Here is a 25,779-nt window from a genome sequence, read left to right on the forward strand (position 1 = left end):
TACTGCAATCGTGCTTGCGTTCACTTCTGGAAGTCCGAACGGCGCGATCATGCCGCGCCGGACGCCGTTCCCGACATGGCTGCGCGAGTCGTCCACGGGCATCGTCCCGGTGGCGGTCTCGGTGGGAGTGGCCGTCGGTGTGGCCGCCGTCGGATTCCGGTGGCTCATCGTCGGCGCCACGATGTTGTTCACCGGTTACACCGACTTCTCGGCGCAGGGCCGGGTCGGGCACAACGGTGTACCGGCGTTGGGCTTCTGGTTCGTCGTGTTGACTCCGGTGATCGCCGGGCTCGTCTACGGGCCGTTGGTGTCGTGGCTGGCGCCGGAGGCGCGCGGCCACGGGGTGCCGGAAGTGATGTTCGCGGTAGCCGAGCGCGGCGGCCACATACCGGCACGGATCCCGATGGTGAAGTCACTGGCGTCGGCCCTGTGCATCGGCGGCGGAGGGTCGGTGGGCCGTGAGGGACCGATCGTCCAGATCGGCGCCGCACTGGGCTCGACGGCGGCGCAACTGCTGAAACTGAACACTCCTCGCATGCGGTTGCTGGTCGCATGCGGCGCATCGGCGGGGATCTCGGCGACGTTCAACGCCCCGCTGGCCGGGCCGTTCTTCGCGATGGAACTGATCCTCCGCGACTTCGCCGCCGAATCGTTCGCCGCAGTGGTCCTGGCCAGTGTGACCGCGAGTGTCGTCGGCCGGTCGCTTCTGGGCGACAGTCCGTTTCTGACACTGCCTTCGTTCACTCCGCACGGCGGCGTGGAATATCTTCTGTTCATCGTTGCGGGCGCGGTTCTCGGGCTCGTCGGTGTCGCCTTCTCGAAGGTCCTCTACCTCATCGAAGACGTCTGCGACTGGGCGTGGCGAGGCCCCCAATGGCTCCGACCGGCCGTCGGCGGGCTCCTGCTCGGCGGCGTACTGTGGGTGCTTCCGCAGCTCTACGGCGTCGGATACCCCGTGCTGGAGAACGCCATCGCCGGCCGATACACGGTGGCATTGCTGATCGCGCTGATGGTGGGGAAGATGCTGGCGACCAGCCTGACCATCGGTATCGGCGGGTCCGGCGGAGTGTTCGCGCCCACCCTGTTCATCGGGGCCGTCGGCGGCACCGCCGTGGGCGCGGCCGTTCACGGACTGCTGCCATCGATGACCGGCTCACCGGGGGCCTACGGCTTGATAGGCATGGCCGGCGCATTGGCCGGAGCCACCCGGGCTCCGATCACGGCGGTCGTCATCATCTTCGAGCTGACCGGCGAGTACTCGATCATCCTCCCGCTCATGGCCGCCGTCGCCGTGTCCACCGGTGTCGGCAAGCTCCTCTCGAAAGACACGATCTACACGCGCAAACTGACCCGTCGCGGGGTCGACATCGTCTCAGGGCATCGTCACCGCCCTCCGACCGTCCGGGTCGCGGACGTCGTGAGCTCGCCACCGGCGACGCTGCATGAGACGGCCACGTTGGCAACGGCAGCCGAGGCCCTCCAACGGACAGAGGTCGGCGCGGTACCGGTCGTAGACGACTCCGGGGTCTACCGCGGCATCCTCAGCGCGCAGGCCATCGCGGACGCACTCACTCGCGGATACGGTCCGACCACCGTCCGCGAGCTGGTGACGACGTGCCCGACCGTGACGGCCGACGCGCCCCTCGGCCAGGCCATGCCCGTGCTGGACGCCGCCCCCGCCATCGGCGTACCGGTGATCTCGGCCGACGGAGCCCGGCTGGCCGGGTGGCTCACGCATAAGGACGTGCTCCATGCCTCATCACCCCCGGCACAATCACCCCCGGCGCAGACATGAGAACGGCGGCGCCTCCCCCGGCCTGGCCCCAGGTCCTGACGGTCTGGACCGCGACCCCCGTGGCCACAGCGCTGATCGCGGTGCTGACCGCGGCATATGTTCTGTGCGTCCTGGTCCGACTGCGCGGCGGACGGCCATGGCCGCGATCCTGCCTGCTGTGGTGGTTCGCCGCGGTCGCCACAACGATCGTCGCGCTGAACAGCCCGCTGGCCACGTACTCGGGCAACCTGTTCTGGGCGCACATGATCGTGCATCTGCTGTTGATCACCGTCATTCCGGCGCTGCTGGTCGCCGCGGCACCGATCCGGCTGATCCGCTCGAGTTCGGCGAGAACACGGACGGCAGTCACGTCAGCGGTGTCCAGTACGCCGTTCCAATTGCTCACTAGGCCGGCTGTGACCGTCCCGCTGTACGCGGCCGTGCTCGTGACCACCCACCTGACCGGATTTCAGCAGGCCATGGCCCAGCACATGTGGATCCATCACGCCGAGACAGTCCTCTACCTCGTCACCGGCTATCTGCTTCTGCTTCCTCTGCTCGGCAACGAGTACGTCGGCCGCCACCTGGTCTTCCCGCTGCGCGCCGCCACGATCATCGCGTGCATGGTCCCCGACGCGATCGTCGGAGTGACATTGATGATGTCGCCGCACATCATCGCCCCCGCGTACAGCCGATCGCGCCCCGACTGGGGACCTACCGCGCTGGCCGACCAGACCGCGGCCGGAGCGATCATGTGGGTCGCGGGAGACGGACTGATGATGGTCCTCATCCTGGTCATCGCCCGCGAATGGGTGGCGACGAGGGAGTCGAGCTTCGGCGGCTGGCTCGACGGAGTCCGCGCCCGCGCGACCCTCGGCGCGAACACCGCCGCGCTCGACGACGACGCCGCCGCTCTGGACGCCTACAACGCCAGGCTCGCCGCACTGCACCACATGCCACGGCCACACCACCAATCAGAGGAGTCCGTCCATGACGATCGACCACATCGCCGCTGACCGCCCGGCCGGCGGAACCCGGCTGCGGTACGCATGCCTCACGCTGTGCGCATTGCCGCTGCTCGCCGGCTGCTACAGCGGCGGCACCGAGCGACACGACGACGCCCCGCCGCCACCGCCCAACGAGGCCGCGATCCTGAACGACGCGTCGCCCCAATCCATCATCGACACCTACCGTCGCGGGGGTCTGCAGGTCTCGAACGACCACGACACGACCGCGACCGCCTGCGGCGAGGCCCATTGTCAGGCTGCCGCCGCAACGGACCAGGTCACGGTGATGCAGTTCAGCACCACGCGCGAGGCCACCACCTATCACCAGACCCACCCCGACACGTTCCTCGTGGAGAACATCGTCGTCACTCTGCCGTCCGCCACGCCGGCCGACGCCCGCGCTCAGTACGAGCACCTGACCACCATGGCCGTCGAGTAGGCCGATCAGCGCTGCCTCCCCCGCGCTCTGCTATACGTTCGTACCGTACGCATTGCAGATGTAACGACGACGCGTCGGCATCGTAGAATCTGCGGCGGACGAGGAGGAGACGATGAGCGATCCCAGGGCGGGCGAAGCGGACCTGACTGCGAAGGCCAAGATCCGCAACGCGGCACTCGATCTGTACGCCGAGCACGGCGAGGAGCGGGTGTCGATGCGAGCCGTGGCCGCTGCCGCCGGAGTCACCGTCGGACTGGTCCAACACCATTTCAAGACCAAAGACGGTCTGCGGCGGGCCGTCGAAGAACTGATCGTCGAATACCACCGCGCGGCGATCGCAAGCGTGCCGAACGACGGCACGCCGGCGGAAGTGGCTGCGGCACGAGACGCCGCCGTACGCGCGATGCTCAACGACAATCCGGTCGTCGTCGGCTACATGCGCCGCGTTCTCCTCGACCCGAACAGCCCTACGACGCTGCTGCGCCAACTGACCGAACTCGCACGCGACGAGGTGAGCAAGATGCGCGACGCCGGACTGGCCTCGACGCGGCGCAGCGTCGCGGAACAGACCGTGGCCATGATGGTCCGCAACGTCGGACAACTGTTCCTGCAGCCGATGGTCGACGCGATGTGGGGCCAACTGGTCGACGGTCCGGCCGACGACGCGAAGCCCGCGCTCACGGTCGACGCCCGAAACTGAGGCCCGTACGCCGGGCGGCGGAGAGTTCAGTCGGCGGGTGCCGGCGGACGCGCGTGGAGATAGGACGCCGAGTGCGTGCGCAGGACCGGCTTCCCCTCCACCGTCAGCTCGGTGTCGACCTCGACCAATGCCCGGTCGCGGTCGTCGAAGGTGACGCCGGTGACGGTGAGTGTCCCGGTCAGCACGTCGCCGGGACGCACGGGCCGGAGAAAGGCGACGTCGCGGATCTCCTTGCCCGCGATCACCGCCCAGTGGTCGTAGACGGCCAGGACACTCAGGCGTTGCATGATCGCGAAACTCTGCACACCGCTGGCGATCAGGCCGCCGTAGGGGCTCGAGGCGGCGATGTCCTCGTCCACATGAAATCCCTGGGGATCCCAGCGCTGCGCGAAGTCGACCAGGTCGTCGGCGGTGAGGGTGTACTCCCCGAGCCGATAGACCCGCCCGACCTCGATGTCGCGACCGTACGCGACGGTCCGGCTGCCGGTCTCAGCGGTCATGCCCGCCCCCTTCCGATGCGGCGGCTGCGCTCGTGGACGCGCCGCAGTCCGTCGAGCGCGAGGTACGGGTGATGTTCGGCGATGGTGCGACACTCGCCCACCATCAGCGGCGCCATGAATCCGGTCGCCACAACGGTCACGTCGGGGCCGTCGAAACCCGGCACGTCGCGCCGGATGCGTTCCACCAGACCGTCGACCTGACCCGCGAAGCCGTAGATGATGCCCGACTGCAACGCCTCGACGGTGTTCTTCCCGATGACGCTGCGCGGCGGCATCAGCTCTACTTTGCGGACGGTGACGGTGTGCTCGCTGAGCGCTTCGACGGAGAGGTCGACGCCCGGGGCGATGACCCCGCCGAGGAACTCGCCCTTGGCCGAGACCGCGTCCACCACGGTCGCGGTGCCGAAGGCGACCACGATGCACGGTCCGCCCGGATAGTTCTCGTGCGCGGCCAGACTGTGGGCCACGCGGTCGGTCCCGACCTCCTTCGGGTTGTCGACCAGCAGCGGCACACCGGTGCGGACCCCCGGTTCGAGCAGCACATGCGGACCGCGCCCGAAGTATCGCGGCAGCATCTCCCGCATCTCACGCAGCAGCGACGGCACGGTCGACAGACCGGCCACGCCCGTCACCTGCTCGATGTCGGGCCCGAGGAGCCCGCGCAGCTGCAAGGCGAACTCGTCGGCGGTCATGTGCGGCTGCGTGTGGATCCGCCAGTCGCGGATCAGTTCCGCGTGGTCGCCGGAACCCGCGAACACCCCGAGATGGATGTTCGTGTTCCCGACGGTGACGGTGAGGAGCACGGGGTCCGCCGGCCTCAGACCGCGGCAGTCGCGAGCCGGCGCGGGTCCTTCAGCCCGGAGCCCTCCGGAACGTCGGCGGGATCGTCGCCCAAGGTGACCGGACGGTTGTCGGCGTCGACGAAGACCACGTGCGGCGCGTACTCGGCGAGCTCGGCTTCGTTCATGATGCCGTAGGCGATGATGATCACCAGGTCACCGGGGTGGACCAGGTGCGCTGCGGCACCGTTGATCCCGATGACACCGCTGCCGCGCTCGCCGGCGATCACATAGGTCTCGAGCCGGTTGCCGTTGTCGATGTCGACGATGCACACCTGCTCGCCCTCCATCAGGTCCGCGGCGTCGAGCAGATCGGCGTCGATGGTCACCGAGCCGACGTAGTGCAGGTCGGCCTGGGTGACGGTCGCGCGATGGATCTTCGACTTCATCATGGTGCGGAACATAGCTGTCCTTACCCTTCTTCTCGCTGCGTGAAGCCGGTGCCGATGGCGACGCCGACGTTGTCGATGAGTCGTGCCGGTCCGACGCGGGCGGCGACCAGAAGTCGGCCGTCACCCTCCTCCGGCGGTTCTTCCAGACCCCGCCCACGCAGTTCGAGGTAGTCGACCTCGATCTGCGGGGCGGTGGCCAAGACGGCGTGTGCCGCGGCGAGGATCGCTTCGCGGCCGCCCTCGGCCGCGTGCGTTCCCGCCAGCAGTGCCGCCGACAGCACGGTCGCGAGTTCGCGCTCCTCTGCCGACAGGTAGCGATTGCGCGACGAGAGAGCGAGGCCGTCGGCCTCGCGCACGGTGGGCACCCCGATGATCTCCACGTCCATGTTCAGGTCGTTGACCATCTGGTTGATCAGCACCAACTGCTGGTAGTCCTTCTCTCCGAAGTACGCGGCGTGCGGTGCGACGATGTTGAGCAGTTTGTTGACGACGGTGAGCATGCCGGCGAAATGCGTGGGTCGCGACGCACCCTCGAGGATCGCCCCCGTCTCGCCGGGCTGCACCGTGGTGCGCGGGCCGGTCGGGTACATCGACGACGCCGTGGGCGCGAAGACGAGTTCCACTCCGAGCGGTTCCAGCAGGGCGCAGTCGGCGTCGAAGGTGCGCGGATACGCGTCGAGGTCCTCGCCGGCACCGAACTGCAGCGGATTGACGAAGATCGAGACGACGACGACGTCGCACCGCAGCTTCGCGGTCTTCACCAGCTGGAGGTGCCCCTCGTGCAGCGCCCCCATCGTCGGCACCAGCGCGACACGCTTGCCCGCGGCGCGCAGCGCCTTCGTGACGCGGTGCAACTCGGCCGGGTCGCGATGCACCGTCGTCCGGCCGGGAGCGTAGAGATCGGATGCGGTCACGCGTATTCCTCCAGGAGCTCGTGCAGTTCGCGGCTCGCGCCGCTCTGAACGGCGGCCCGCGCCGAGAGCGCACGGTAGCCGTCCACCAGATGACGGTCGGGCAGTGCCGCCAGCGCGGCGAGATGGCGACGGACCGCCTCGGTGTCGTCACGCGCCACGGGGCCGGTGAGCGCGTCGCCGCCCATCTCGAGCACGTTCTCGAGCGAGGCGCGGACCAGCGGCCCGAGCACTCGCTGCGCGATCCCGGAGTCGGGCCCGTCGACGGTGGCGGTGGCGCTCCGCTCCCCCGCCGGCCCGGTGATGGCCGCGGTCAGTGCGGTCAACGCATCGGTGACCAACGCGATCAGATTGTTCGCTCCGTGCGCGAGAGCGGCGTGGTACAGGGTTCGGTCGGCCTCGGCGACGCGGACGGGAGTGCCGCCCATCTCGAGCACCAGCGATGCGGCGATGGCGTCGCCGATCTCGTCGGCAGAGGTGATTCCGAAACACGCCGACGCCAGCCGGGCGGTGTCGTCGGACGTGCCGACGAAGGTCATGGCGGGGTGCAGCGCGACGGTGACGAGACCGAGGCGGGCGAGCGGTTCGAGGATCGCCACTCCGTGCGCACCCGCGGTGTGCGCGACGATGGTGCCCGGCCGCGGACCGGCGGCGGCGACGGCGTCGACGACGCTGGGCAGTTCCGTGTCCGGAACCGCCAGAATCAGAAGCTGTGAACCGGCGACGACGCCGGGGAGATCGAGCACGCGGGCTCGCGGCAGGCGGAGCGCAGCGCGATCGCGCGACTGGGGAGACCGTGCGGTCAGCGAGGCGACATCGTGGCCCGCGGAGGCGAGGGCTTCGCCGAGGGCGGTGCCGACACGACCGGCCGAAATGATTCCGACGCGCAGGCGCGCCGGGGCCATCGGTGAACTCACCGCCGTTCCTCCATTCGTTCCAGTCCCGGCTCGTGATCTCGGAGCCTCGGGTACCAGACGTTCGCCACAACGATAGGCGCGCCACGACGGTCGAGGCTACGCGGTGTGACAACTTTCACCGGATCGGCGCCGGCTGTGAAGTTCAGTCGCGGCGGCGTCGGCCCCCGCGACCGCGGTTCTCCGCCGAACTCGCGCGGAGCTGGCTCAGCAGTTCACTGGCCGGACGTCCCGCCGAGTGCGCACCGTCGTCGCTCGACGGTGCCGCACGGCGGCCCTGCGGCTGCGGTTCCGGCTCGGGTGCGGCGGGCTGCTGCGGCGCCGTCGGCGGGACTGCCGGCGGCTCGTAGGCCTGGGCGCCGTAGGCGACCCGCTCGATGGGTCCGGTCTCGGTCTGCGGCTCGGGCGAGGCCGCGTCGGCCGGATCGTCGGTGACCACCGGGATGATCTCGGTGAGCTCGCCGGGATCGACCTCTTCGACGTCCTGCGGCTCCTCCGGCACATGCCTGCCCGGGTCCGACGGCGGCGCGGTGGTCGCGAAGTCGCGCTCAGCGGCCACGCGATCGTCGGCCGAAGCCGCCGCGTAGCCCGCTCCGGCGAGTCCCGATCCCAGTTCACGCGGGCGCTCCAGGCCGATCGCCGCACGCATGTCGGGCAGCGGGGTGCCGAGCAGTTGTTCGAGGCTCGCGCGCAGTGCGAGCACCTGCGCCTTGAGTTCTTCCAGTTCGACGTTCGACTCGGCCGCGATCTCCTGGCGGATCGCGGTCTCCACATCCGACTCGTACTGGCGGCGCGCCGCGATCTCGCGTTCCAGCTGAAGCTCGTAGACCAGGCGCAGGTCCCGGCTGCGCGACTCGGCGACGTCGGCCTGCCGCCGGTACTTCGTCACCAGCACGGCGCCGATCACCGCGGCCCACAGCGCCGCGATCACGGCCAACGTGGCGGGAACGGAGAAATTATCACCGATCACCATCAGCAGGCTGGCGACCAGCGCCAGCACGACGAACAAACCGATGAGCCATTGTCCGGCCGACGACGGTCGTCTCTTGGCGGCCTCTTCGGATCGTTCCTTAGTGGTCATGAAGGCAAACTTACCGCCCTTGACACGCCGACAGCCGTCACCGGGTGGCCCGTGTCGGAGAATCAGGCCGGTGCGGGCGGACTGTCGGGTGTGGTCTCGGCATTGTCGGCGGACGGGTCGTCCGGCGCTCGGCAGCAGTGTTCCAGCCACAGTGCCGCGGCTACCAGAACCACGCCCCCGACCAGCCCGACGATGGCTCCGACCCGATCGGCGCGCGCCGCTTCCAGGATCCCGTTCTGCAGGAGGAATACCAGAATTCCCGTCCAACCGCCGGTGGCGACGGCGCCGAGGATCGCCGACGCCTTCGCCAGCGCTACGAGACGCGCGGCGTTGATCGGATGCAACTGCCCCTTGGCCGGGCCGACCTCCTTCTCCGCCACCCGTTTGCGGACGACGAAACCGATCACACCTTCGAGCGCCGCGAGCACGTACAACGAGATGCCCGACGGCCACGGCAGGCTCGGGAAGGCTCCGTAGTTGTAGTGGATGAGGATCCAGAGGGCCACTCCGGCGACCACGGCGACCAGCACCAGATCACGGATTCGGGTGAAGCCCAGCTTGTGACGCTCACCGTCGTCGTCGCTGTGGGACGGATCGGGTCCGAGGGGGGTCGGCAGTGTCATCCGAGTTCTCCCGCTCGCCGAACCCCCGCGACCTCGGCAGGATCGAGCGCGGAGACCAGATCGGCCACCGCCCGCACACCGTCGGAGGTCCACAGCCGCGCCTGCGGCTCCACCTCCAGCCACGGCACGAGCACGAACGCGCGGTCGGCCGCCCGCGGATGCGGCAGCGTCAACTCCGGGTCGTCGGAGACGACCGTTTCTCCGTCCACGTCCACCGAGACGACGTCCACGTCGAGCGTGCGCGGCCCCCAGCGCACCTTGCGCACCCGCTGCGCGGACTCTTCGAGCCGCCGGCACAGCTCCAGCCACTCCCGCGGGGTGCGGGCGCCCTCCGCCACCACGGTGATGTTCGCGAAATCGTCCTGCTCCACGCCGCCCCACGGCGGAGTCAGGTACAGCCCCGACACGCCGCGCAGGTCGGCACCGAGCGCCTCGACCACACTCCGCAGGTGCGCGTGGCGATCACCGATGTTGGATCCGGCCGACAGAACCGCGCGCGAGGTCACGACGTCCCCTGTCTAGCGGCGGCCACCGATCGAGTCTTCACCGACCGGCGCGTCACGACGGCGACATCGTCGAAGGCCAGGGGAATCGGCGCGGACGGCTTGTGCACCGTCACCTCGCACGCCGATATGCGCCCATCCTTCATGACGGCGTCGGCGATCTCCGCGCCGACGGTCTCGATGAGATCCCGAGGCGGGCCGGCGACGATGTCGTGCGCCAACTGCGCCAGCGCACCGTAGTCGACGGTGTCGGCGAGGTCGTCGCTGGCCGCGGCCGCCTGCAGATCGAGCCAGAGCGTCACGTCGATGACGAACTCCTGACCGTCGCGGCGCTCATGGTCGAAGACCCCGTGGTTGCCGCGCACACGCAGTCCGCGCAATTCGATGCGATCAGCCATGGTCCCTGCCTCTCCGGCCGCCGCCCCGCCAGGCGAGGGCCACTTCGATGGCGTCGCGGCTGGAGGCGACGTCGTGCACCCGGACTCCCCACGCCCCGCCCGCGGCGGACAGCGCCGAGATCGCCGCGGTGGCCACCTCGCGGCCGCTCGGCGGACGGTCGACGCCGTCGCGCCGGAGAAGGGAACCGAGGAAACGTTTGCGGGAGGCGCCGATCAGCACGGGGAAGCCGAGTCCCACCAGCGTCGGCAGCGCGTGCAGCAGCGCCCAGTTGTGATCGGCGGTCTTGGCGAAACCGAGTCCGGGGTCGAGGACGATCTGATCGGGATCGACGCCCGCCGCGACCGCCACGTCCACCTGGCCCAACAATTCGCCGGAGACTTCCGCGACCACATCGCGGTATCCGCCGGCCTCGTCCACCCGATGCGTGAAGTGGCGATCGTCGCCGGGTGCGTCGTCGGCCGGGCGCCAGTGCATGAGAATCCAGGGCACGCCCGCCTCGGCCAGCACCGCGCCCATGTCCGGGTCGGCACGACCGCCGGAGACGTCATTGATGATCGCCGCACCGGCTTCGAGCGCATCGGCGGCAACTGCCGCGCGCATCGTGTCGACCGACACCCGCGCACCGGCCGCGACCAGCTCGCGGATCACGGGTACGACGCGGGCCGACTCGGTGGCCGGATCGACCCGAACCGCTCCCGGCCTGGTCGATTCGCCACCGACGTCGATGATGTCCGCGCCCGCCTCGAGCAGAGCCACACCGTGCGCCACGGCCCGATCTCGCTGCAGATAGCGGCCGCCGTCGGAGAACGAATCGGCGGTCACGTTCAGCACCCCCATGACGAGGGTGCGATCGAGCTCGTCGGTCTCCGAACTCACCGGACGCTGCGGGCTCACCGCGTTATGAGGTCGAGTGCTTCGCCGCGGGAGACCGCACTGGTCTTGAACAGGCCGCGCACGGCCGACGTGGTGGTCCGGGCGCCCGGCTTGCGGATGCCGCGCATCGCCATGCACAGATGCTCCGCTTCGATCACCACGATGACGCCGCGCGGGTTCAGCTTGCGGACCAGTGCGTCGGCGATCTGACTGGTGAGCCGTTCCTGCACCTGAGGGCGCTTGGCGTACAGGTCGACGACGCGTGCCAGCTTCGACAACCCCGTCACCTGACCGGTCTCGCCCGGAATGTAGCCGACGTGCGCCACACCGTGGAAGGAGACCAGGTGATGCTCGCACGTCGAGTACATCGGGATGTCCTTGACCAGCACCAGCTCCTCGTGGTCTTCGTCGAAGACCGTCGCGAGCACCTCGTCGGGATCGGTGTAGAGGCCCGCGAACATCTCGCGGTAGGCGTTCGCCACACGCGTCGGCGTCCGCTTGAGCCCCTCGCGGTCCGGGTCCTCGCCGACGGCGAGCAGCAGTTCCCGAACCGCGGCCTCGGCGCGGGCCTGATCGAAGACCCGCTCGCCGGCCGCCGCCGGTACGCCCAGCGCGTCGACGGCGTGCTCGTTCAGATCACCGTCGTGATCGATGCTGCTGGTGGTCATCTCCCCCTGCTCTCCGTTCACTGGACTCCGGCGTTCAACTCGCGTCTCCTTCACTGACCGTCGCGCGAATCATCTGCCGGCGGCCAACCGGGTGCCGACCAGTCGCGGGGAGCGCCGTAATCCGGCCGAGTACCGTGGCCGTGCCCCTGCCCGGGCTGCTGATCGGAGCCGGGCGTCCCGTACTGGCGCGGTCCGTCGTGCGGTGCCCCGTACTGCGGCGCCCCGTAGTGGGGTCCGCCGTTCTGGGTTCCGCCGTTCTGGGGCGTCCCGTTCTGGTGCGGCGCGTTCGGTTCCGGCGGCCCGGACGGCTGCTGACCGTAGGGCGTGCCGTACTGCGGTGCCTGCGCGTGAGGCGGAGCACCGTACTGCACCGGCTGACCGAAAGCGGGCGCCGCCGGATCGGCCTGGCGGGCCGGAACCGGTACCGGCTCCTCCACCGGCGGCCACGGCTCGCCGCGCTCGGCCGCCAACTCGCCGGGAGTCTTGATCGGCGGTTTGGTGCTCGGGATCCGCTCACCGAAGATGTCGAACTTGGTGATGCGCGGGCGCTTGCCCACCTCCCCGAGGATCGCCTCGAGATCCTTGCGGACCAGGGTCTCCTTCTCCAGCAGAGCGCCGGCCAGCACGTCCAGCACATCGCGGTACTGGTTCAGGATCGACCACGCCTCGGTGTGCGCGGCCTCGATCAGATTCCGTACCTCGTCGTCGATCTCCGCGGCGACGCCCACCGAGTAGTCCGGTGTCGACCCCATGCCGCGGCCGAGGAACGGATCGCCCTGCTCCTGGCCGTAGCGGACGGCGCCGAGCTTGGCGCTCATGCCGTACTCGGTGACCATCGCCCGCGCGATCTTGGTGGCCTGGTCGATGTCGGAGCTGGCTCCAGTGGTGGGCTCGTGGAAGACGAGCTCCTCGGCGGCACGACCGCCCATGGCCATCACCAGCCGGGCGATCATCTCCGATCGGGTCATCAGGTCCTTGTCCTGCTCCGGAACGGCCAGGGCGTGGCCGCCGGTGCGTCCGCGGGCCAGGATGGTGACCTTGTAGATCGGATCGAGGTCGGGCATCGCCCACGCGGCGAGCGTGTGACCGCTCTCGTGGTAGGCGACGACCTTCTTCTCGTGCTCGCTGATGATCCGGCTCTTGCGGCGCGGGCCGCCGATCACGCGGTCGACGGCCTCCTCCAGCGCCTCGCCGGTGATGACCGTCTTGTTCTCGCGCGCCGTCAACAACGCCGACTCGTTGATGACGTTCGCGAGATCGGCACCGGACATGCCCGGGGTGCGCTTGGCGAGCCCGTCGAGGTCGGCGTCCGGCGCGATCGGCTTGCCCTTCGCGTGCACGGCGAGGATCGCCTTGCGCCCGGCGATGTCGGGGTTGCCGACCGGGATCTGGCGGTCGAAGCGGCCGGGACGCAGCAGCGCCGGGTCGAGGATGTCGGGCCGGTTGGTCGCGGCCATGACGATGACGCCGGAACGGTCACCGAAACCGTCCATCTCGACGAGCAGCTGGTTCAGCGTCTGCTCGCGCTCGTCGTGCCCGCCGCCGAGTCCGGCGCCGCGCTGTCGGCCCACCGCGTCGATCTCGTCGACGAAGATGATGCACGGGCTGTTCTGCTTGGCCTGTTCGAACAGGTCGCGCACACGCGAGGCGCCGACACCGACGAACATCTCCACGAAGTCCGAGCCGGAGATCGTGAAGAAGGGCACGCCGGCCTCGCCGGCCACGGCGCGCGCGAGCAGCGTCTTACCGGTGCCGGGCGGACCGTACAGCAGCACACCCTTCGGGATCTTGGCGCCGAGCGCCTGGTATCGAGCCGGGTTCTGCAGGAAGTCGCGGATCTCGTCGAGTTCCTCGACGGCCTCGTCCGCACCCGCCACATCGGCGAAGGTGGTCTTCGGCATGTCCTTGCTGAGCTGTTTGGCCTTCGACTTCCCGAAACCCATCACCCCGCCGCGTCCACCCTGCATCCGGCTCATCACGAAGAAGAAGAGCCCGAAGAGGATCACCATCGGCAGGACGAAGATCAGGATCGACTGCCAGATCCCGGAGTCCTTGGTGACGTTCGTCTGGTACTCGGACCCGGTGTCGACCACGGCGTTGAAGATCCGGCTGGTGACGCCGGCCGGGTACTGGGTCGAGATCTTGCTGGCCTCGGAGTCCCCGACCTTGATCGGATCCTTCAGTTCGATGCGGAGCCGCTGCTCCCGGTCATCGATCTGGATCGACTTGGTGTTCTTCTTGTCCAGCTGGGCCATTGCGACCGACGTGTCGACATCGGTGTACTCGCGATCGGAATTCCGCATCATGCTGAAGCCCCAGATGGCGAACAGAATGACGGCCACGATGGCCAGATTCCGGAACAGTGTCTTGCGATTCATGCGTGTACGCGTGGGCGCGGGTCGTTGTGTTCGGTGTTCACCACGCCGCCGTGCCCATTTGTCCTTCCCGTCGGCTCGAAATACGAGGCTACCTGTAGAGGGCCGGATCGTCGCCGCCGTACGGCCTGCTCCGTCGAGCCCCGGCCCGCGTTGGCGGCTGAAGACTCAACGTCGCAGGTGGTCCGGTTGTTCCGCCGACCGTGCCGCGGCCACCCGATCAGGACGAGTAGACCGACGGATGGAGCCTGCCGACGTACGGCAGGTCGCGGTAGCGCTCGGCGTAGTCGAGTCCGTATCCGACGACGAACTCGTTGGGGATGTCGAAGCCGACGTCGGCCACGTCGAGCGTGGCTCGCACCGCGTCGGGCTTGCGGAGCAGCGTCACCACCTCGAGCGAACGCGGCGAACGCGTCGCGAGGTTCTTGATGAGCCACGAGAGCGTGAGGCCCGAGTCGATGATGTCTTCGACGATCAGCACATCCCGGTCGGTGATGTCGCGGTCCAGGTCCTTGAGGATGCGCACCACCCCGGACGAGGAGGTCGACGAACCGTAACTCGAGACGGCCATGAACTCGAGCTGCGACGGGATCGGCAGGGCGCGGGCGAAGTCGGTCATGAACATCACGGCGCCCTTGAGGACTCCGATCAAGACCAGATCGTCCGGAGCGTTCCGATACCGGTCGCCCACCGCACGGGCCATCTCCACCGTTCGAGCACGGATCTGTTCCTGGGTGATCAGGACTTCTTCGATGTCGTCGCCATAGCTGTCGTCGCGCTCCACCCCTATAGCTTCGCACGGCCCGCGGCGCCGTTGAGTCCGGGTTCTCGATGAGCGAACTGTGGAAGTGAGTGCGGGAGGAGGTCCGGAGCGCGTCCGCAGCGGCGATTCCGTGACACAAGTGACGCGTTTCTCACGCATTCTGCGCACATCTGGTTCGGATCGCCCTGTTCGCGCCCTTCGTAGTGGAACGTTGTCGGCGACTGAGCCTCGTGGCCGCGACGTCATCGAACCACCTGGAAAGAAGTACGAGCATGTCTGTCCGAAACGCACCGCGGGCGATCATCGCGGCCATCGCTGCCGTCGCCGCGGTACTCCCCTTCCTCGCCGCGCCCGCGCACGCGGCGCCGAACGACCCTCGGCCGCACGCCCGAGTGCAGTCGAGCCGCGACCACGTCATCGTCACAGTCGCCAACGCCTCGGTCAGCCGCGAGGACGACACCCTGATGCTTCGAGACCGTTCCGGACGGGTGCTCGAACGGTTCCCCCTCACGTTCATCGCGCCCGATGACCGCACGTACCCCATCGACGCCGATGTCTCCGGACGCACCGTGCGACTGACCCCGTCCAGGGACCTCGCGCGGTCGTCGCGGACCGACGCGGCGCTTCTGGAGAAGGTCCGCGTCGCCGACGCCAACGGCTACAGGAGCAAGGACGAACGCGACGACGCCGCTTTGTCGCGCCTGAGCCGCGAAGTGACCACCGGCGCCACCGTCTCGACCGTGATCGGCGCCGCCTTGGGCGCAGTCCTCGGAGGTGCGGCCGGCTGCCTGTTCGGCCTCGCGGCGGGACCGCTCGGGTGCTTCTTCGCCGGAGTGCCGCTCGGCGCGACCGCCGGCGCCGGTCTCGGTGTGATCATCTCGGGCGGCGTCGCCGGGGCGGCCGTGCTCCACTACTTCGACACCGTCAACCGGCCCTTCAAGGACCTCACGCCGCCGACGTCCACGTCGCCCTCCACAACGGCACGCGCGTCGGCGGCCACTCCCTCCAAACACTGATCCGTCAGCACTGACTCGGCGACCGCCGAGCAGACCGCGGCCCGCCCGGCTATCCGGGCGGGCCGCTCGGCGTCGTCCGAAGGAACCCTTTTGGCGTATCCCCCGTCACATAAGTCACAGTGTGTGCCGTTCTGGCACATATTTGTCGGGGAAGTCTTAGTTTTCTCTCAGCTCAGTTGCGATCCGGCGTCGAGACCGTCACTTCCGGTGCCGGGTCACGATCGGGGGTTCCGGGCTCACAGCCAGTCACATGAGAGGGAGTCATGTCTCTTCGCACATCACTACGCAGCGTCTTCATCGCCTTACTCGCGCTCGCCACGGCCTTGCCGTTCCTGGCGTCGCCCGCGCATGCCGCACCGCAGCAGCCACGCGCACAGGTCCAGCGCAACGCCGACGACGTCACCGTCAAAGTCTTCGGGGCAACGGTCGCCGTGGAGGGCGGCAACCTGGTGTTCCGTAACGCGTCCGGCAAAGCGCTCGACGTGGTTCCGCTGACTTACGTCGGCAAGGACGCCCGCACGTACCCGATCGACGCGACGGTCAAGGGCGACGTCGCCACGCTGGTGCCGTCGAAGGACGCGGCGCGGTCGACGACCACACCGGCGAGCGTCCTGGAAGCGGGTAAGAAGCCGGCTCAGCGGGTCATCTGCGGACCGCAGACCCGCAAGCAGCGCGATAAGGAAGCGCTGGACCAGATGAACTCCGAGCTCGGCACCGCGGCCACCATCGGCGGCATCGCCGGCGCGATCATCGGCGCGGTCCTCGGCCTCATCCTCGGAGCCGGTAATCCGGGGATCGCCTTCATCGCGGGCCCCGTCGGCGCACTGCTCGGTGCAGGAGGCGCGGTCGCGGGTGCCGCCATCAATGGCACGTTTGCCCGCTACTTCAAGACCATCAACAGCCCGTTCAAGCCGAAGGTCTGCAACATCTGACTCATCTCGGTACTCGCTTCACCGTGAGCTCTTGAGCCCGCCTCGTCACGACGAGGCGGGCTCGCTCGTCGCCGCCCACCGCGACCGGCCCCTGTCCGCGCCAGTCCGTGATGAGCGCGTCCACGGAACGGACCACCCGGTAGACGGGGTCGTTCGCCCCCACCGATCGGAGCCACCCGCGGAGCACGCGGGTCCGCAGCGCGGCCGGGGCCGAGCGCAGCGGTTCCACGTCCAGCACCCGGCCGTAGGCACACTGTTCCAGCAGTTCGGTGGCCGGTGGGTCGAGTGCGTCGGCGTCGTCCTGCAGCTGCGACGCGGTGCGCGCGAGTGACTCGGCGGCACCGCCTCCGATGACCTCGTCGAGCAGAGGCAGCACCTCCTTGCGGATCCGCACCCTGGTGAACCGCGGATCATCGTTGTGCGGATCGTCCCAGACCGGGAGTCGCCACCCGGCGCAGGCCTCGCGGGTGTCCGCACGCCGCACACCGAGCAGCGGCCGTCCCCAGGGCGCGGACCACTCCCGCATCCCGGCGATCGACCGGGCCCCGGAACCTCGGGCCAGCCCGAGCAGGACCGTCTCGGCCTGGTCGTCGAGCGTGTGGCCCAGCAGTACGGGCCGGGCGTCGCGGGCCTCACCGAGCGCCGCGTACCGCGCGCGACGCGCGGCCGCCTCGAGTCCCCCCGCACCCTCCACGGTCACCTCGCGGACCTCGGCCGAGGCACCCACTTCGCGGGCCGTCTCGGCGGCTCGCGCAGCCACGGCGGCCGAGCCGGTCTGCAGCCGATGGTCGATCACCACCGCGTGCACGGTGAGGCCGGCCCGGATCGCGGCGGCCGTCAGAGCGAGTGAGTCCGCACCGCCGGACAGCGCGACGCACACCGCGTCGTCGTCCAGGTGCCGATCGGCGAAACCGCGGACCGCGCCGATCAGCGTCTGCTGCGCTCGCCTGGTCATCGCCGCTAGCCGAGCACCCGCTCGATCCAGTCGTCCGGCGCGTCGATCTCCGACATGAGCGGCATCGTCTCGGGCGACGACCAGACGGTGTTGAACCGGTCCATTCCGACGCGGTCGACCACATGGTCCACGAAAGCCTTGCCCCGCACGTACTGCGCCATCTTCGCGTCCATCCCGATCAGCGCGCGGATGAGCCGCTGCAGCGGATTCCGGGGCGCCTTGCGACGCTGGTCGAAGGCCGCGCGGATGGTCGCCACCGTCGGCACCTGCGCGGGACCGACAGCGTCCATGACGTGATCGGCATGTCCTTCGAGCAGCGTTCCGAGCACCAGTACTCGCTCGAACGCCGCGTACTGTTCGGGCGACTGCAGCAGTTGCATGAGACCGATCACGCCCTTCTCACGCGGCTTGCCGCTGCGGACCGACTCGGTGATCCGGGTGACGAGCTCGGCCACCGACTCGTCGCCTTCGCCGGTTAGCGCTCCGACGTTGGTCCTCATGTAGTCGGCGAGCCACGGGTTCGCCGAGAACTGCACCCGGTGGGTCACCTCATGCAGGCAGACCCACAACCGGAAGTCGGACGGATCCACGCGGAGCTGACGTTCCACCGCGATGATGTTCGGAGCCACCAGCATCAGCACGCCCGGTTCCCCGGTCTGCGGATCGGGACTGAATGGGTCGTACTGACCCAGAATCGCGCTCGAGAGGAAGGCCAGCAGACCTCCGGCCTGCACTCCCGCGATCCGTCCGGTGAAACCGGGCCGGTGCGGGCGGACCTCCGGTTGCCGCGTGGCCGCATCGTCCGGACCGAGCATCGCCGGCATCGAGCGCGCGGCGGCGTCGATCCACCCCGATCGGTCCAGGATCTGCGCGGCGGGGACGGCGAGTCCGTCGGCAAGACCCGTGACCTCCCGTACCGGGCCCTCCGCACGCACCGCCGCGTCCGACAGTTCGGCGTACGCCTGGTCGGAGGTGTAGCGCGTGATCCGCGGGCCGGGCCGGGCGACTCGCTTGCCCACCGTGGCGGCCAGGCCCCAGTCGATGTTCTCGACCGGCGTGGCGGAGGACTCGTCGGAAGCCGAGTGCTCGGGAACGTTCATTGATCTTCCTTCCGGTCGGTCAGCCGCGGCAGCCGCAGTCGCGGAGCGCCCCGACCACCGCGTCCACGGCCGGACGCGCGTCGGCCGGTGAGGTCCCGCCGGAGATCATCGCGAACGCCAGGACTCTGCCGTCGACCGTCTGCACTGTTCCGGTCAACGAACTGACGCCGGTCAGTGTTCCGGTCTTGCCGCGAACCCATCCCGCCCCGTCGGTCGACGCCGGGAAGAACCGGTCGGCCAGGGTTCCGGTGCCGTGAGCGACGGGCAGCGAGTCGAGCAGCGAGCGCAGCTTCGGCCGACCGTTCCCGGCGGCCGCCGACATCAGTTCGTCGAGCAGCGACGCGGGCACGCGATCGGAGTACGAGAGGCCCGAGGAATCCACCAGCGTCGCATCCCCCACGTCGAAACCGTTGGTGCGGAGGGTCTTCAAGACCGCCTGCGCTCCGCCCGAGATGCTCGGCTCACCGCCGGTCGCCTCCGCCAGCTCGATGCCGAGCGACTCGGCGAGAACGTTGTCGCTGTACCGCATCATGTCGCCGACCCGGACCGTCAACGGTGCCGACTTCACCGAGGCGATCACCGGCGCACCCGACGGGGCCGTGGTCTCGGCGACCGGGCTGTTGAGTCCGAGCGCCTCGGCGAGTGCGCGGCCGGCGGCGAGCGCCGGCTGATCGGTGCGCGGCGAGTACTCGTCGTTCGGCTTGAGTCGGCCGCCGTCGACCATCAGCGACTCGATCGGCGTGATGTCGCCGCCCTCGATGTCCCGACGGTCCCAGGTCTTCTGCATCGTCGGGCCGGTGAACAGCGAGGTGTCGACGGCGATGGACGTGACGTGCCTGCCGCTCCGCTTGATCTGCTCGGCCAGATCGGAGATCCGGCCGGGCGAGGAGTAGAACGACGGCTCGCCCGCAGGCGTCGACGTCAGAGTCGGATCGCCCGCTCCCACCAGGATCGCTTCACCGTTCGCGCCGACGACCACCTCGGTGGTGACGCGCGAATCGTGCGGCAGGGCCAGCAGCACGGCCGATGCGGTGAGGATCTTGGCGTTGGAGGCGGGCACACGTGGTTCGTCGGCGCCCTGCGACCACAGCACTTTGCCGGTCAGCGGGTCGGACACCTGCCCGGTCAGTTTGCCCAGTGCCGGATCCTTCAAGGGCTTCGCCAGTTGCTTTGCGACCCCCGCGGCCGTCGGGACCGGCGCGTTCGGCGACACCGGGACGATGGCCGGGTCCAGCGATGCCGCAGCCGGACGGGCCGGGGTTCCGGGAGGAACCGGATCGGCCCGGTTCTGGTAGAGCCACCAACCGACGCCCGCGCCCGCCACCAGCACCATCACCAGCACGACGATCAGGATCCAGCGCAGCACTCTGCGCGGCCGCCGGGCGGCGGGACTTGTCGGCTGGGCCACGTATCCTCCGGTCTGCGGTCTGCGTTCGACGGTGTTAACAGTATCCTTGACAGCCGTTGAAGCAATTTCCGGACAGTCCGTCAGCAACGCCAGGAGGCAGCATGGAGTTCGAAGTCACCGTCGAGATCCCCAAGGGTGGCCGCAACAAGTACGAGGTCGATCACGAGACGGGCAAGGTCTACCTCGACCGCTACCTGTACACGCCGATGGGCTACCCGGCCGACTACGGCTACATCGACCACACCCTGGGCGAGGACGGCGATCCGCTGGACGCGATGGTGCTGCTCACGGAGTCGGTGTTCCCGGGTGTCATCGTGAAGGCGCGGATCGTCGGCATGTACACGATGACCGACGAGGCAGGCGGCGACGACAAGCTGCTCGCCGTTCCGGCCGGCGACCCGCGCTGGGACCACATCCAGGACATCGACGATGTCAGTGAGTTCGAGCTCAACGCCATCTCGCACTTCTTCGAGCACTACAAGGATCTCGAGCCGGGCAAGGAAGTGACCCCCGGCGGCTGGGTCGGCAAGGCCGAGGCGGCCAAGGTGGCCCAGGCGGCTGTCGACCGCTACCAGGGCTGAGCCCTCCCCGCACAGACCGAAGAGGAGCAGAGCGCACCCGCGCCCTGCTCCTCTTCCGTCTGCGGCTCGTCCCCCGTTTCGACTCGCTGCGCTCGCTCAACAAGCCTGGGGAGAGCCACCCAGCCCCCGGGCTCATCGAGTAAGCGAGCACGCGCATCGAGACCCCACACAGTTTCGACTCGCTGCGCTCGCTCAACAAGCCTGAGAACACTCGCTCAACAAGCCCGCGAACAGCCACCCAGCCCCAGGCTCATCGAGTAAGCGAGCGAGCGCAGCGAGCACGCGCATCGAGACCCCACACAGTTTCGACTCGCTGCGCTCGCTCAACAAGCCTGGTGAGAACGCTCGCTCAACAAGCCTGAGAAAAGCCACCCAGCCCCCAGGCTCATCGAGTAAGCGAGCGAGCGCAGCGAGCACGCGCATCGAGACCCAGCAACACGCAGCGACTCGCTCCGGTCAGTCGGCCGCGACCGGCTTCGGGTCGTCGCTCTTGCTCTCGGGCGACGGCGGGCGGCGGAGCGAGACCTCCGACCACGTCACCGTGCCGATGATCGACAGGATCGACAGGATCGAGACCGACAGGAACACCTTGTCCATCGAGTCCGCGAAGCCGCGCTTGATCGGCTCCGACAACTCCTTCGGAAGCTTCTCGATGACGGAGGTGTCCTTCATCGTCGCCCCGGCGCCGCCGCCGGCACCGGGGTCCTCCGCCGCGGTGATCAACGAGTGACCGAAGGCCGCGACCTGCGGATCATGGCTGGTAGCCGCCTGCTGGACGGCCGCGGTGAACTCAGGAGTGCCCGACGCGTCTTTGAGCTGATCGGCGATGTTGGGGCCCATCGTCGAGAACAGCAGCGAGAAGAAGACCGCGACGCCGAGCGTGCCGCCGATCTGCCGGAAGAAGGTCGCGGTGCCGGTCGCCATACCGGTGTCGCGGACCGGCAGGATGCTCTGCATCGCCAGCATGAGCGGCTGCGTCAGGTTGCCGAGGCCGAAACCGAGTCCGGCTGCCGCCAGCATCACGAGGTACAGCTGGGTCTGCGTGTCGACGAAGTGCAGCAGGAACGACATCGTCGTGATCAGGATGGAGCCGATGATCGGAAACACCTTGTATCGCCCGGTACGCGAGATCAGCTGGCCGGCCATGATGGAACCGATCATCATGCCGGCCACCATCGGCAGCATCTGCAGACCGGCGACCATCGGGCTCGAGCCACGGAGCACCTGGAAGTACTGGGGCAGCATCGAGATACCGCCGAACATGACCGCACCGACGATGAGGGAGACGAGGATGCCCTGTGCGAAGACCCGGTTCTTGAAGACGCGGAGCGGGATGATCGCCTCGTCGCCCATCTTGTTCTCGATCACAATGAACGCGGCGATACCCGCGGCGCCGATCAGGTAACAGATGACGCTGTTCAGCGACGTCCAGCCCCAGTCACGGCCCTGTTCGGCGACGATCAGCAGCGGCGCGACGGCCACCGCGACAGCGGTAGCGCCCCAGTAGTCGGTGCGGTGTCCGGTCAGCTTCTGCTGCGGGTAGTTCAGCACCTTGTAGACCACCACCAGTGCGATGAGGCCGATCGGCACGTTCACCAGGAACACCCAGCGCCAACCGGAGACGCCCAGGATCGAGTTCGCGCCGGCGAGGAAACCGCCGAGCACCGGGCCGAGCACGCTGGACGTGCCGAAGACCGCCAGGAAGTAACCCTGGTACTTGGCGCGTTCCAGCGGTGCGACGATATCGGCGATCGTGGTGATCGCCAGCGTGAACAGACCGCCCGCGCCGAGACCCTGGAGCGCACGGAAGCCGGCCAGCTCGTACATCGACGTCGACATGCTGCACAGGAGCGACCCGATGATGAAGATCGTGATCGCGAGCAGGAAGAACTGCTTGCGTCCGTAGATGTCCGACAGCTTGCCGTAGAGCGGCGTCACGATCGTCGAGGTCACCAGGTAAGCGGTGGTGACCCACGCCTGCAGGTCGTATCCGTGCAGGTCGTCGGCGATGGTGCGGATCGCCGTCGACACGATCGTCTGGTCGAGCGCGGCGAGGAACATGCCGATCATGAGTCCGCTCATGATCGTGAGGACCTGACGATGCGTCAGGTTCCGGCCGGGGAAGTCCGCGGCGGCAGTTGGTGAACTCATCAATCAGCTTTCGTGGTGCAGGGGAAGATTCGGGTTTCGACCGCGTCGACGAACCGGCCGAGGAGGCGGACGAATATCTCGAACTCCTCCGCGGACCAGTCCTCCACGGTTTCGCCGACGAGTCGTCGTCTCGACTCGGCGATCTCGCAGACCTTCTCCCGGCCGTCGTCGGTGAGGACCAGCTGCGACGCACGCCCGTCTTCGGGGTGCGCCTCGCGCCGGACGAATCCTTCCTTCACCAACTGCGCGACGTGCCGACTGGTGGTCGAGGGGTCTGTCACCAGCCGATCGGCGAGGTCGCGCGAGCGCATCGGGCCGTTCCGCAGGACGAAGAGCGCTCGGTACGCGGCGGTCTCGAGTGAGCCATTGCGTTCGTTCCAGATTCCGGTGTGCAGCGCCCGATCCCTGAGCCGCGTGTATCGGCTGAGGGCGACGAACATCTCGTCGAGCTGTTCGGGCGTCGCTTTCACTCTCATCCCTCTTCGTTGCAGTCTGCAATCAACTAATTGCGCTCTGCAAGTATGAGAGGTGCCGGCTCCCGGCCGCAACTGAGAAATTTCGGCATAAATGGACGTACGTCCCGCGCCCGGCGAACCCCACCGCGCCCGCTGTGAAAGCGGACGAGAAATCTACCGCCGCACCAGATCCGACAGCGCTGCCAGCAGACGATCGACATCGTCCGACGACGTCCCGAGACCGAAGCTGGCCCGGACCGCACCGTCGGGGTAGCCCAGCTTCCGCAGCAGCGGATGCGCGCAGAACTTGCCGTCGCGCACGCCGATCCCCCGCGTCACCGACAGATATTCGGCGACACTGCGCGGGGAATGGTTCTCCACGGTGAAGCCGGCGATGCCGACGCGGTCGGCCGCATCGTCGAAGACCCGCAGCGGATGCACGCCGGGCAGCAGCGCCAACCCCTCGTCGAGACGCTGCTGCAACCGGTGCTCGTGATAGCCGATCTCCTCGAAACCGATGTCCTGCAGGGCCTGCGCCGCCGCTGCGAGCGCCACCACCCCCAGCGTGTTGGGAGATCCGGCTTCGTGACGAGCGGCACCGGTGTGCCACGCGACTCCGCCGTCGAGGTCGACGTCGGCGGTGGCGCCGCCGCCGGCCAGGTACGGTTCCGCCGCATCGAGCCAGTCGCCGCGGCCCACCAGCACGCCCGCACCGAACGGCGCGTACAGCTTGTGGCCGGAGAAGACGAGGTAGTCGATGCCCCAGGACGCGATCGAGACGGCGCGGTGCGGGACCAGTTGCGCGGCGTCCACCAGAATGCGCGCGCCGTGCCGATGCGCCGCCGCGGCCAGCCGTCCGATCGGCAGCACCTCGCCGGTCACGTTCGACGCACCGGTGATCGCGAGCAACGCGGCGGGCGCGGCAGCGAGTTCTGCTTCGAGCCGCCCCACCGTCTCTTCGACGGTGCGGGCCGCCGGCACCACGCGAGCACGGCCGGTCCGGGTCCAGGGCAGCAGGTTGGCGTGGTGCTCGATGTCGAGCACCACCACGTCGCCGGGGGTGACGTGCGCGGCGAGATTGACGGCGTCGGTGGTGTTGCGCGTGAACACCACCGCGTCGTCGCTTCGACCGCCGACGAACCGCCGGACGGTCTCCCGAGCCTGTTCGTATCGCGCTGTCGTGACCTGAGAGAGATGGCCCGCGCCCCGATGCACGCTCGCATACTCGGTCAACGCGCCGGAGAGCCGTTCCGCGACAGACACGAGAGCCGGGGCCGATGCCGCGTAGTCGAGGTTCGCGTAGACGGTCTCGCCCCCTGCGGTGGTCGGCACCGTGGTGTCGGCACCGACCACCGGCGCGAGGGGACGAATGGGTGCCGGGCACACGGCCCGGTCGAGGATTGCGGTCATGACACGACTCCAGTAGATCTCCGCACTTGCCGGACGTCGGTCGACGCCGGCCGGGTCGTCACCTGGAGCACCCCACCGCGGTGGAGGGTTGCCGACCGGCCAGCCAGGGCTTCGCACCGGTTCTCGTGACCCGCCGTCAAGGATGCCGGTACGCGTCATTCGCGGAAAGCATTAAAACCACGGCGGGTGTAATCACCGGCGGATCCGCAGTTAGCGTGGTTTCAACATCCCTGTTCAGAAAGGCCTCCCGTGGTTCATCCGTCCGACCCGCAGTATCCGAGCGGCGCTCCCGGCCGGCCCCTGCCACAACCGCCCCTGACACAACCGCCACAGCCGTCGCCGTACGGGCCGCCCCACCGGTACGGACCCGCGCAGCCGCCGTACGCACCGAACCCCTTCCCGCCCGGCCCGTGGCCGCAGCAGCCGCCGGTGAAGGGTCCGAAGCCGATGTTCTTCGGCATCGTGGCGGTGACCGCACTGGTGGTCGCCGGACTGACGACGCTGCTGATCCTCGCCCCCTGGGACTCCGACAGCGACACCGGTGCGGCGCCGGAGACCACGCGGACGTTCGCGCTCAAGGGCGGGACGTCCGTGGAGGTCCGGGTGCCCGCCGGCTGGACCGCCGTCACCGACACCAACGACGGCGCGCCCGTCGTGGTGCTGCGGGCCGCCGACGACGACCGGGTGCTGTCGCAGATGTCCGACGACCTCACCTCGCTCGGCGAATCCGGCTCGGGGACCCCGGTACACACGGTGGTGGTGTTCGCCGACAGTTGCTCCGGAACCGCCTCCGTCGGCGAGTGGAAGACCAAGAGCCGTGACGACTCCGCGAACGGCCACACCGAGCAGTGGCTGTACGCGACCTCGAGCGTCGACGGTCGCACCTGCGTCAACATGTCGGGTGCCGACGCGGGCGCCGACCCCGTCTCCGCCGGATCCGCGGGCCGCGACCTCCTCAAGCGGTTGATCAGGGAGAAGCGCATCACAGCAACGAAGTCCGTCTAGCTCTC

General features: G+C 68.8%; 27 protein-coding genes and 1 riboswitch. Of the genes, 8 read left to right on the top strand and 19 right to left on the bottom strand.

Annotation, left to right across the window (positions count from 1 at the left end):
- Positions 1–10: 10 nt before the first annotated feature.
- The 4 genes from ABFX36_RS11305 (at position 11) to ABFX36_RS11320 (ending at position 3,920) form a co-directional block, all read left to right on the top strand.
- Positions 11–1,795 (top strand): chloride channel protein, encoded by a 1,785-nt coding sequence (locus tag ABFX36_RS11305; protein ID WP_346076368.1) that lies wholly within the window; start codon positions 11–13, stop codon positions 1,793–1,795.
- Positions 1,792–2,790, top strand: coding sequence for a cytochrome c oxidase assembly protein (locus ABFX36_RS11310; RefSeq protein WP_346076370.1), 999 nt, complete (start codon positions 1,792–1,794; stop codon positions 2,788–2,790). The genes ABFX36_RS11305 and ABFX36_RS11310 overlap by 4 nt, the downstream gene beginning before the upstream one ends.
- The gene (locus ABFX36_RS11315) at positions 2,765–3,220 is read left to right on the top strand and encodes a hypothetical protein (protein WP_346076371.1); all 456 of its coding nucleotides are present in this window, start codon (positions 2,765–2,767) and stop codon (positions 3,218–3,220) included. Before ABFX36_RS11310 ends, ABFX36_RS11315 begins: the two co-directional genes overlap by 26 nt.
- A 112-nt stretch (positions 3,221–3,332) precedes the next feature.
- The gene (locus ABFX36_RS11320) at positions 3,333–3,920 is read left to right on the top strand and encodes a TetR/AcrR family transcriptional regulator (protein ID WP_006896183.1); all 588 of its coding nucleotides are present in this window, start codon (positions 3,333–3,335) and stop codon (positions 3,918–3,920) included.
- A 26-nt stretch (positions 3,921–3,946) separates the two neighbouring features.
- Here the strand turns inward: ABFX36_RS11320 and ABFX36_RS11325 are convergent, their stop codons facing one another.
- The 13 genes from ABFX36_RS11325 to hpt all read right to left on the bottom strand — a co-directional run bounded on the left by ABFX36_RS11325 (position 3,947) and on the right by hpt (position 14,782).
- The gene (locus ABFX36_RS11325) at positions 3,947–4,420 is read right to left on the bottom strand and encodes a MaoC/PaaZ C-terminal domain-containing protein (RefSeq protein WP_006896182.1); all 474 of its coding nucleotides are present in this window, start codon (positions 4,418–4,420) and stop codon (positions 3,947–3,949) included.
- Positions 4,417–5,223: a type III pantothenate kinase gene (locus ABFX36_RS11330; RefSeq protein WP_006896181.1), complete on the bottom strand. Its 807-nt coding sequence runs from the start codon at positions 5,221–5,223 to the stop codon at positions 4,417–4,419. The genes ABFX36_RS11325 and ABFX36_RS11330 overlap by 4 nt, the downstream gene beginning before the upstream one ends.
- A gap of 14 nt (positions 5,224–5,237) precedes the next feature.
- Complete coding sequence (gene panD, locus ABFX36_RS11335; protein ID WP_006896180.1) at positions 5,238–5,663, bottom strand: aspartate 1-decarboxylase; 426 nt, start codon at positions 5,661–5,663, stop codon at positions 5,238–5,240.
- A gap of 8 nt (positions 5,664–5,671) precedes the next feature.
- Positions 5,672–6,565 (bottom strand): pantoate--beta-alanine ligase, encoded by an 894-nt coding sequence (gene panC / locus ABFX36_RS11340; RefSeq protein WP_045537706.1) that lies wholly within the window; start codon positions 6,563–6,565, stop codon positions 5,672–5,674.
- The gene (locus tag ABFX36_RS11345) at positions 6,562–7,467 is read right to left on the bottom strand and encodes a Rossmann-like and DUF2520 domain-containing protein (RefSeq protein ID WP_428832055.1); all 906 of its coding nucleotides are present in this window, start codon (positions 7,465–7,467) and stop codon (positions 6,562–6,564) included. The genes panC and ABFX36_RS11345 overlap by 4 nt, the downstream gene beginning before the upstream one ends.
- Positions 7,468–7,621: 154 nt before the next feature.
- Positions 7,622–8,557: a DUF6779 domain-containing protein gene (locus tag ABFX36_RS11350; protein WP_006896177.1), complete on the bottom strand. Its 936-nt coding sequence runs from the start codon at positions 8,555–8,557 to the stop codon at positions 7,622–7,624.
- A gap of 62 nt (positions 8,558–8,619) precedes the next feature.
- Entirely contained in the window at positions 8,620–9,180 is a 561-nt protein-coding gene (locus tag ABFX36_RS11355; protein ID WP_062366064.1) for a DUF3180 domain-containing protein, read from the bottom strand.
- Positions 9,177–9,686, bottom strand: coding sequence for a 2-amino-4-hydroxy-6-hydroxymethyldihydropteridine diphosphokinase (gene folK, locus ABFX36_RS11360; RefSeq protein ID WP_346076379.1), 510 nt, complete (start codon positions 9,684–9,686; stop codon positions 9,177–9,179). The genes ABFX36_RS11355 and folK overlap by 4 nt, the downstream gene beginning before the upstream one ends.
- Entirely contained in the window at positions 9,683–10,081 is a 399-nt protein-coding gene (folB, locus tag ABFX36_RS11365; protein WP_222111785.1) for a dihydroneopterin aldolase, read from the bottom strand. Before folB ends, folK begins: the two co-directional genes overlap by 4 nt.
- Entirely contained in the window at positions 10,074–10,919 is an 846-nt protein-coding gene (gene folP / locus ABFX36_RS11370) for a dihydropteroate synthase (RefSeq protein WP_346076466.1), read from the bottom strand. The genes folB and folP overlap by 8 nt, the downstream gene beginning before the upstream one ends.
- Before the next feature lie 53 nt (positions 10,920–10,972).
- On the bottom strand, positions 10,973–11,623 hold the full coding sequence (folE, locus tag ABFX36_RS11375; protein WP_231650312.1) for a GTP cyclohydrolase I FolE: 651 nt from the start codon (positions 11,621–11,623) through the stop codon (positions 10,973–10,975).
- Positions 11,624–11,673: 50 nt separating this feature from the next.
- A complete protein-coding gene (ftsH, locus tag ABFX36_RS11380) occupies positions 11,674–14,001 on the bottom strand; it encodes an ATP-dependent zinc metalloprotease FtsH (RefSeq protein ID WP_222111786.1) in 2,328 nt (775 codons plus the stop codon).
- Positions 14,002–14,218: 217 nt separating this feature from the next.
- Positions 14,219–14,782 (bottom strand): hypoxanthine phosphoribosyltransferase, encoded by a 564-nt coding sequence (hpt, locus tag ABFX36_RS11385; RefSeq protein WP_006896170.1) that lies wholly within the window; start codon positions 14,780–14,782, stop codon positions 14,219–14,221.
- A gap of 251 nt (positions 14,783–15,033) precedes the next feature.
- Here hpt and ABFX36_RS11390 point away from each other — a divergent pair, with 251 nt between their 5' ends.
- Positions 15,034–15,777: a DUF8020 domain-containing protein gene (locus ABFX36_RS11390; RefSeq protein WP_346076383.1), complete on the top strand. Its 744-nt coding sequence runs from the start codon at positions 15,034–15,036 to the stop codon at positions 15,775–15,777.
- A gap of 263 nt (positions 15,778–16,040) precedes the next feature.
- A complete protein-coding gene (locus ABFX36_RS11395; RefSeq protein ID WP_346076385.1) occupies positions 16,041–16,709 on the top strand; it encodes a DUF8020 domain-containing protein in 669 nt (222 codons plus the stop codon).
- Position 16,710: 1 nt separating this feature from the next.
- On the opposite strand, the gene tilS is transcribed toward ABFX36_RS11395, so the two are convergent.
- Genes tilS through dacB form a run of 3 tightly spaced genes read right to left on the bottom strand, consistent with a single transcriptional unit; the run spans position 16,711 to position 20,097 of the window.
- The gene (gene tilS, locus ABFX36_RS11400) at positions 16,711–17,664 is read right to left on the bottom strand and encodes a tRNA lysidine(34) synthetase TilS (RefSeq protein ID WP_346076387.1); all 954 of its coding nucleotides are present in this window, start codon (positions 17,662–17,664) and stop codon (positions 16,711–16,713) included.
- A 5-nt stretch (positions 17,665–17,669) separates the two neighbouring features.
- Entirely contained in the window at positions 17,670–18,764 is a 1,095-nt protein-coding gene (locus ABFX36_RS11405) for a zinc-dependent metalloprotease (protein WP_346076389.1), read from the bottom strand.
- Positions 18,765–18,783: 19 nt separating this feature from the next.
- On the bottom strand, positions 18,784–20,097 hold the full coding sequence (dacB, locus tag ABFX36_RS11410; protein ID WP_346076468.1) for a D-alanyl-D-alanine carboxypeptidase/D-alanyl-D-alanine endopeptidase: 1,314 nt from the start codon (positions 20,095–20,097) through the stop codon (positions 18,784–18,786).
- A 176-nt stretch (positions 20,098–20,273) separates the two neighbouring features.
- Here dacB and ABFX36_RS11415 point away from each other — a divergent pair, with 176 nt between their 5' ends.
- Positions 20,274–20,753 carry an inorganic diphosphatase gene (locus ABFX36_RS11415; protein ID WP_006896164.1) on the top strand — a complete coding sequence of 160 codons (480 nt, stop codon included), beginning with the start codon at positions 20,274–20,276 and terminating at the stop codon, positions 20,751–20,753.
- A 456-nt stretch (positions 20,754–21,209) separates the two neighbouring features.
- Here ABFX36_RS11415 and ABFX36_RS11420 read toward each other — a convergent pair whose 3' ends face one another.
- From ABFX36_RS11420 to ABFX36_RS11430, 3 genes are all read right to left on the bottom strand, one after another.
- Entirely contained in the window at positions 21,210–22,904 is a 1,695-nt protein-coding gene (locus tag ABFX36_RS11420) for an MDR family MFS transporter (protein ID WP_346076391.1), read from the bottom strand.
- Positions 22,904–23,380, bottom strand: coding sequence for a MarR family winged helix-turn-helix transcriptional regulator (locus ABFX36_RS11425; RefSeq protein WP_346076393.1), 477 nt, complete (start codon positions 23,378–23,380; stop codon positions 22,904–22,906). The genes ABFX36_RS11420 and ABFX36_RS11425 overlap by 1 nt, the downstream gene beginning before the upstream one ends.
- A gap of 153 nt (positions 23,381–23,533) precedes the next feature.
- On the bottom strand, positions 23,534–24,769 hold the full coding sequence (locus ABFX36_RS11430; protein ID WP_346076395.1) for an aminotransferase class V-fold PLP-dependent enzyme: 1,236 nt from the start codon (positions 24,767–24,769) through the stop codon (positions 23,534–23,536).
- 17 nt (positions 24,770–24,786) lie between these two features.
- Positions 24,787–24,900: riboswitch (SAM riboswitch) on the bottom strand.
- A gap of 298 nt (positions 24,901–25,198) precedes the next feature.
- Here ABFX36_RS11430 and ABFX36_RS11435 point away from each other — a divergent pair.
- The gene (locus ABFX36_RS11435) at positions 25,199–25,774 is read left to right on the top strand and encodes a hypothetical protein (RefSeq protein ID WP_278125069.1); all 576 of its coding nucleotides are present in this window, start codon (positions 25,199–25,201) and stop codon (positions 25,772–25,774) included.
- Positions 25,775–25,779: the final 5 nt, after the last annotated feature.

This window comes from Gordonia cholesterolivorans, from assembly GCF_039531975.1.
GTDB classification, from domain to species: domain Bacteria; phylum Actinomycetota; class Actinomycetes; order Mycobacteriales; family Mycobacteriaceae; genus Gordonia; species Gordonia sihwensis.

What these genes read in the sequence shown, in the direction of transcription:
- ABFX36_RS11310 (WP_346076370.1), top strand. Translation starts at nt 1,792, where the DNA reads ATGAGAACGGCGGCGCCTCCCCCGGCCTGGCCCCAGGTCCTGACGGTC.
- ABFX36_RS11315 (WP_346076371.1), top strand. Translation starts at nt 2,765, where the DNA reads ATGACGATCGACCACATCGCCGCTGACCGCCCGGCCGGCGGAACCCGG.
- ABFX36_RS11320 (WP_006896183.1), top strand. Translation starts at nt 3,333, where the DNA reads ATGAGCGATCCCAGGGCGGGCGAAGCGGACCTGACTGCGAAGGCCAAG.
- ABFX36_RS11325 (WP_006896182.1), bottom strand. Translation starts at nt 4,420, where the DNA reads ATGACCGCTGAGACCGGCAGCCGGACCGTCGCGTACGGTCGCGACATC.
- panD (WP_006896180.1), bottom strand. Translation starts at nt 5,663, where the DNA reads ATGTTCCGCACCATGATGAAGTCGAAGATCCATCGCGCGACCGTCACC.
- ABFX36_RS11345 (WP_428832055.1), bottom strand. Translation starts at nt 7,467, where the DNA reads ATGGCCCCGGCGCGCCTGCGCGTCGGAATCATTTCGGCCGGTCGTGTC.
- ABFX36_RS11350 (WP_006896177.1), bottom strand. Translation starts at nt 8,557, where the DNA reads ATGACCACTAAGGAACGATCCGAAGAGGCCGCCAAGAGACGACCGTCG.
- ABFX36_RS11355 (WP_062366064.1), bottom strand. Translation starts at nt 9,180, where the DNA reads ATGACACTGCCGACCCCCCTCGGACCCGATCCGTCCCACAGCGACGAC.
- folB (WP_222111785.1), bottom strand. Translation starts at nt 10,081, where the DNA reads ATGGCTGATCGCATCGAATTGCGCGGACTGCGTGTGCGCGGCAACCAC.
- folP (WP_346076466.1), bottom strand. Translation starts at nt 10,919, where the DNA reads ATGGGGGTGCTGAACGTGACCGCCGATTCGTTCTCCGACGGCGGCCGC.
- folE (WP_231650312.1), bottom strand. Translation starts at nt 11,623, where the DNA reads ATGACCACCAGCAGCATCGATCACGACGGTGATCTGAACGAGCACGCC.
- ftsH (WP_222111786.1), bottom strand. Translation starts at nt 14,001, where the DNA reads ATGAATCGCAAGACACTGTTCCGGAATCTGGCCATCGTGGCCGTCATT.
- ABFX36_RS11390 (WP_346076383.1), top strand. Translation starts at nt 15,034, where the DNA reads ATGTCTGTCCGAAACGCACCGCGGGCGATCATCGCGGCCATCGCTGCC.
- ABFX36_RS11395 (WP_346076385.1), top strand. Translation starts at nt 16,041, where the DNA reads ATGTCTCTTCGCACATCACTACGCAGCGTCTTCATCGCCTTACTCGCG.
- tilS (WP_346076387.1), bottom strand. Translation starts at nt 17,664, where the DNA reads ATGACCAGGCGAGCGCAGCAGACGCTGATCGGCGCGGTCCGCGGTTTC.
- ABFX36_RS11405 (WP_346076389.1), bottom strand. Translation starts at nt 18,764, where the DNA reads ATGAACGTTCCCGAGCACTCGGCTTCCGACGAGTCCTCCGCCACGCCG.
- dacB (WP_346076468.1), bottom strand. Translation starts at nt 20,097, where the DNA reads ATGGTGCTGGTGGCGGGCGCGGGCGTCGGTTGGTGGCTCTACCAGAAC.
- ABFX36_RS11415 (WP_006896164.1), top strand. Translation starts at nt 20,274, where the DNA reads ATGGAGTTCGAAGTCACCGTCGAGATCCCCAAGGGTGGCCGCAACAAG.
- ABFX36_RS11420 (WP_346076391.1), bottom strand. Translation starts at nt 22,904, where the DNA reads ATGAGTTCACCAACTGCCGCCGCGGACTTCCCCGGCCGGAACCTGACG.
- ABFX36_RS11425 (WP_346076393.1), bottom strand. Translation starts at nt 23,380, where the DNA reads ATGAGAGTGAAAGCGACGCCCGAACAGCTCGACGAGATGTTCGTCGCC.
- ABFX36_RS11430 (WP_346076395.1), bottom strand. Translation starts at nt 24,769, where the DNA reads ATGACCGCAATCCTCGACCGGGCCGTGTGCCCGGCACCCATTCGTCCC.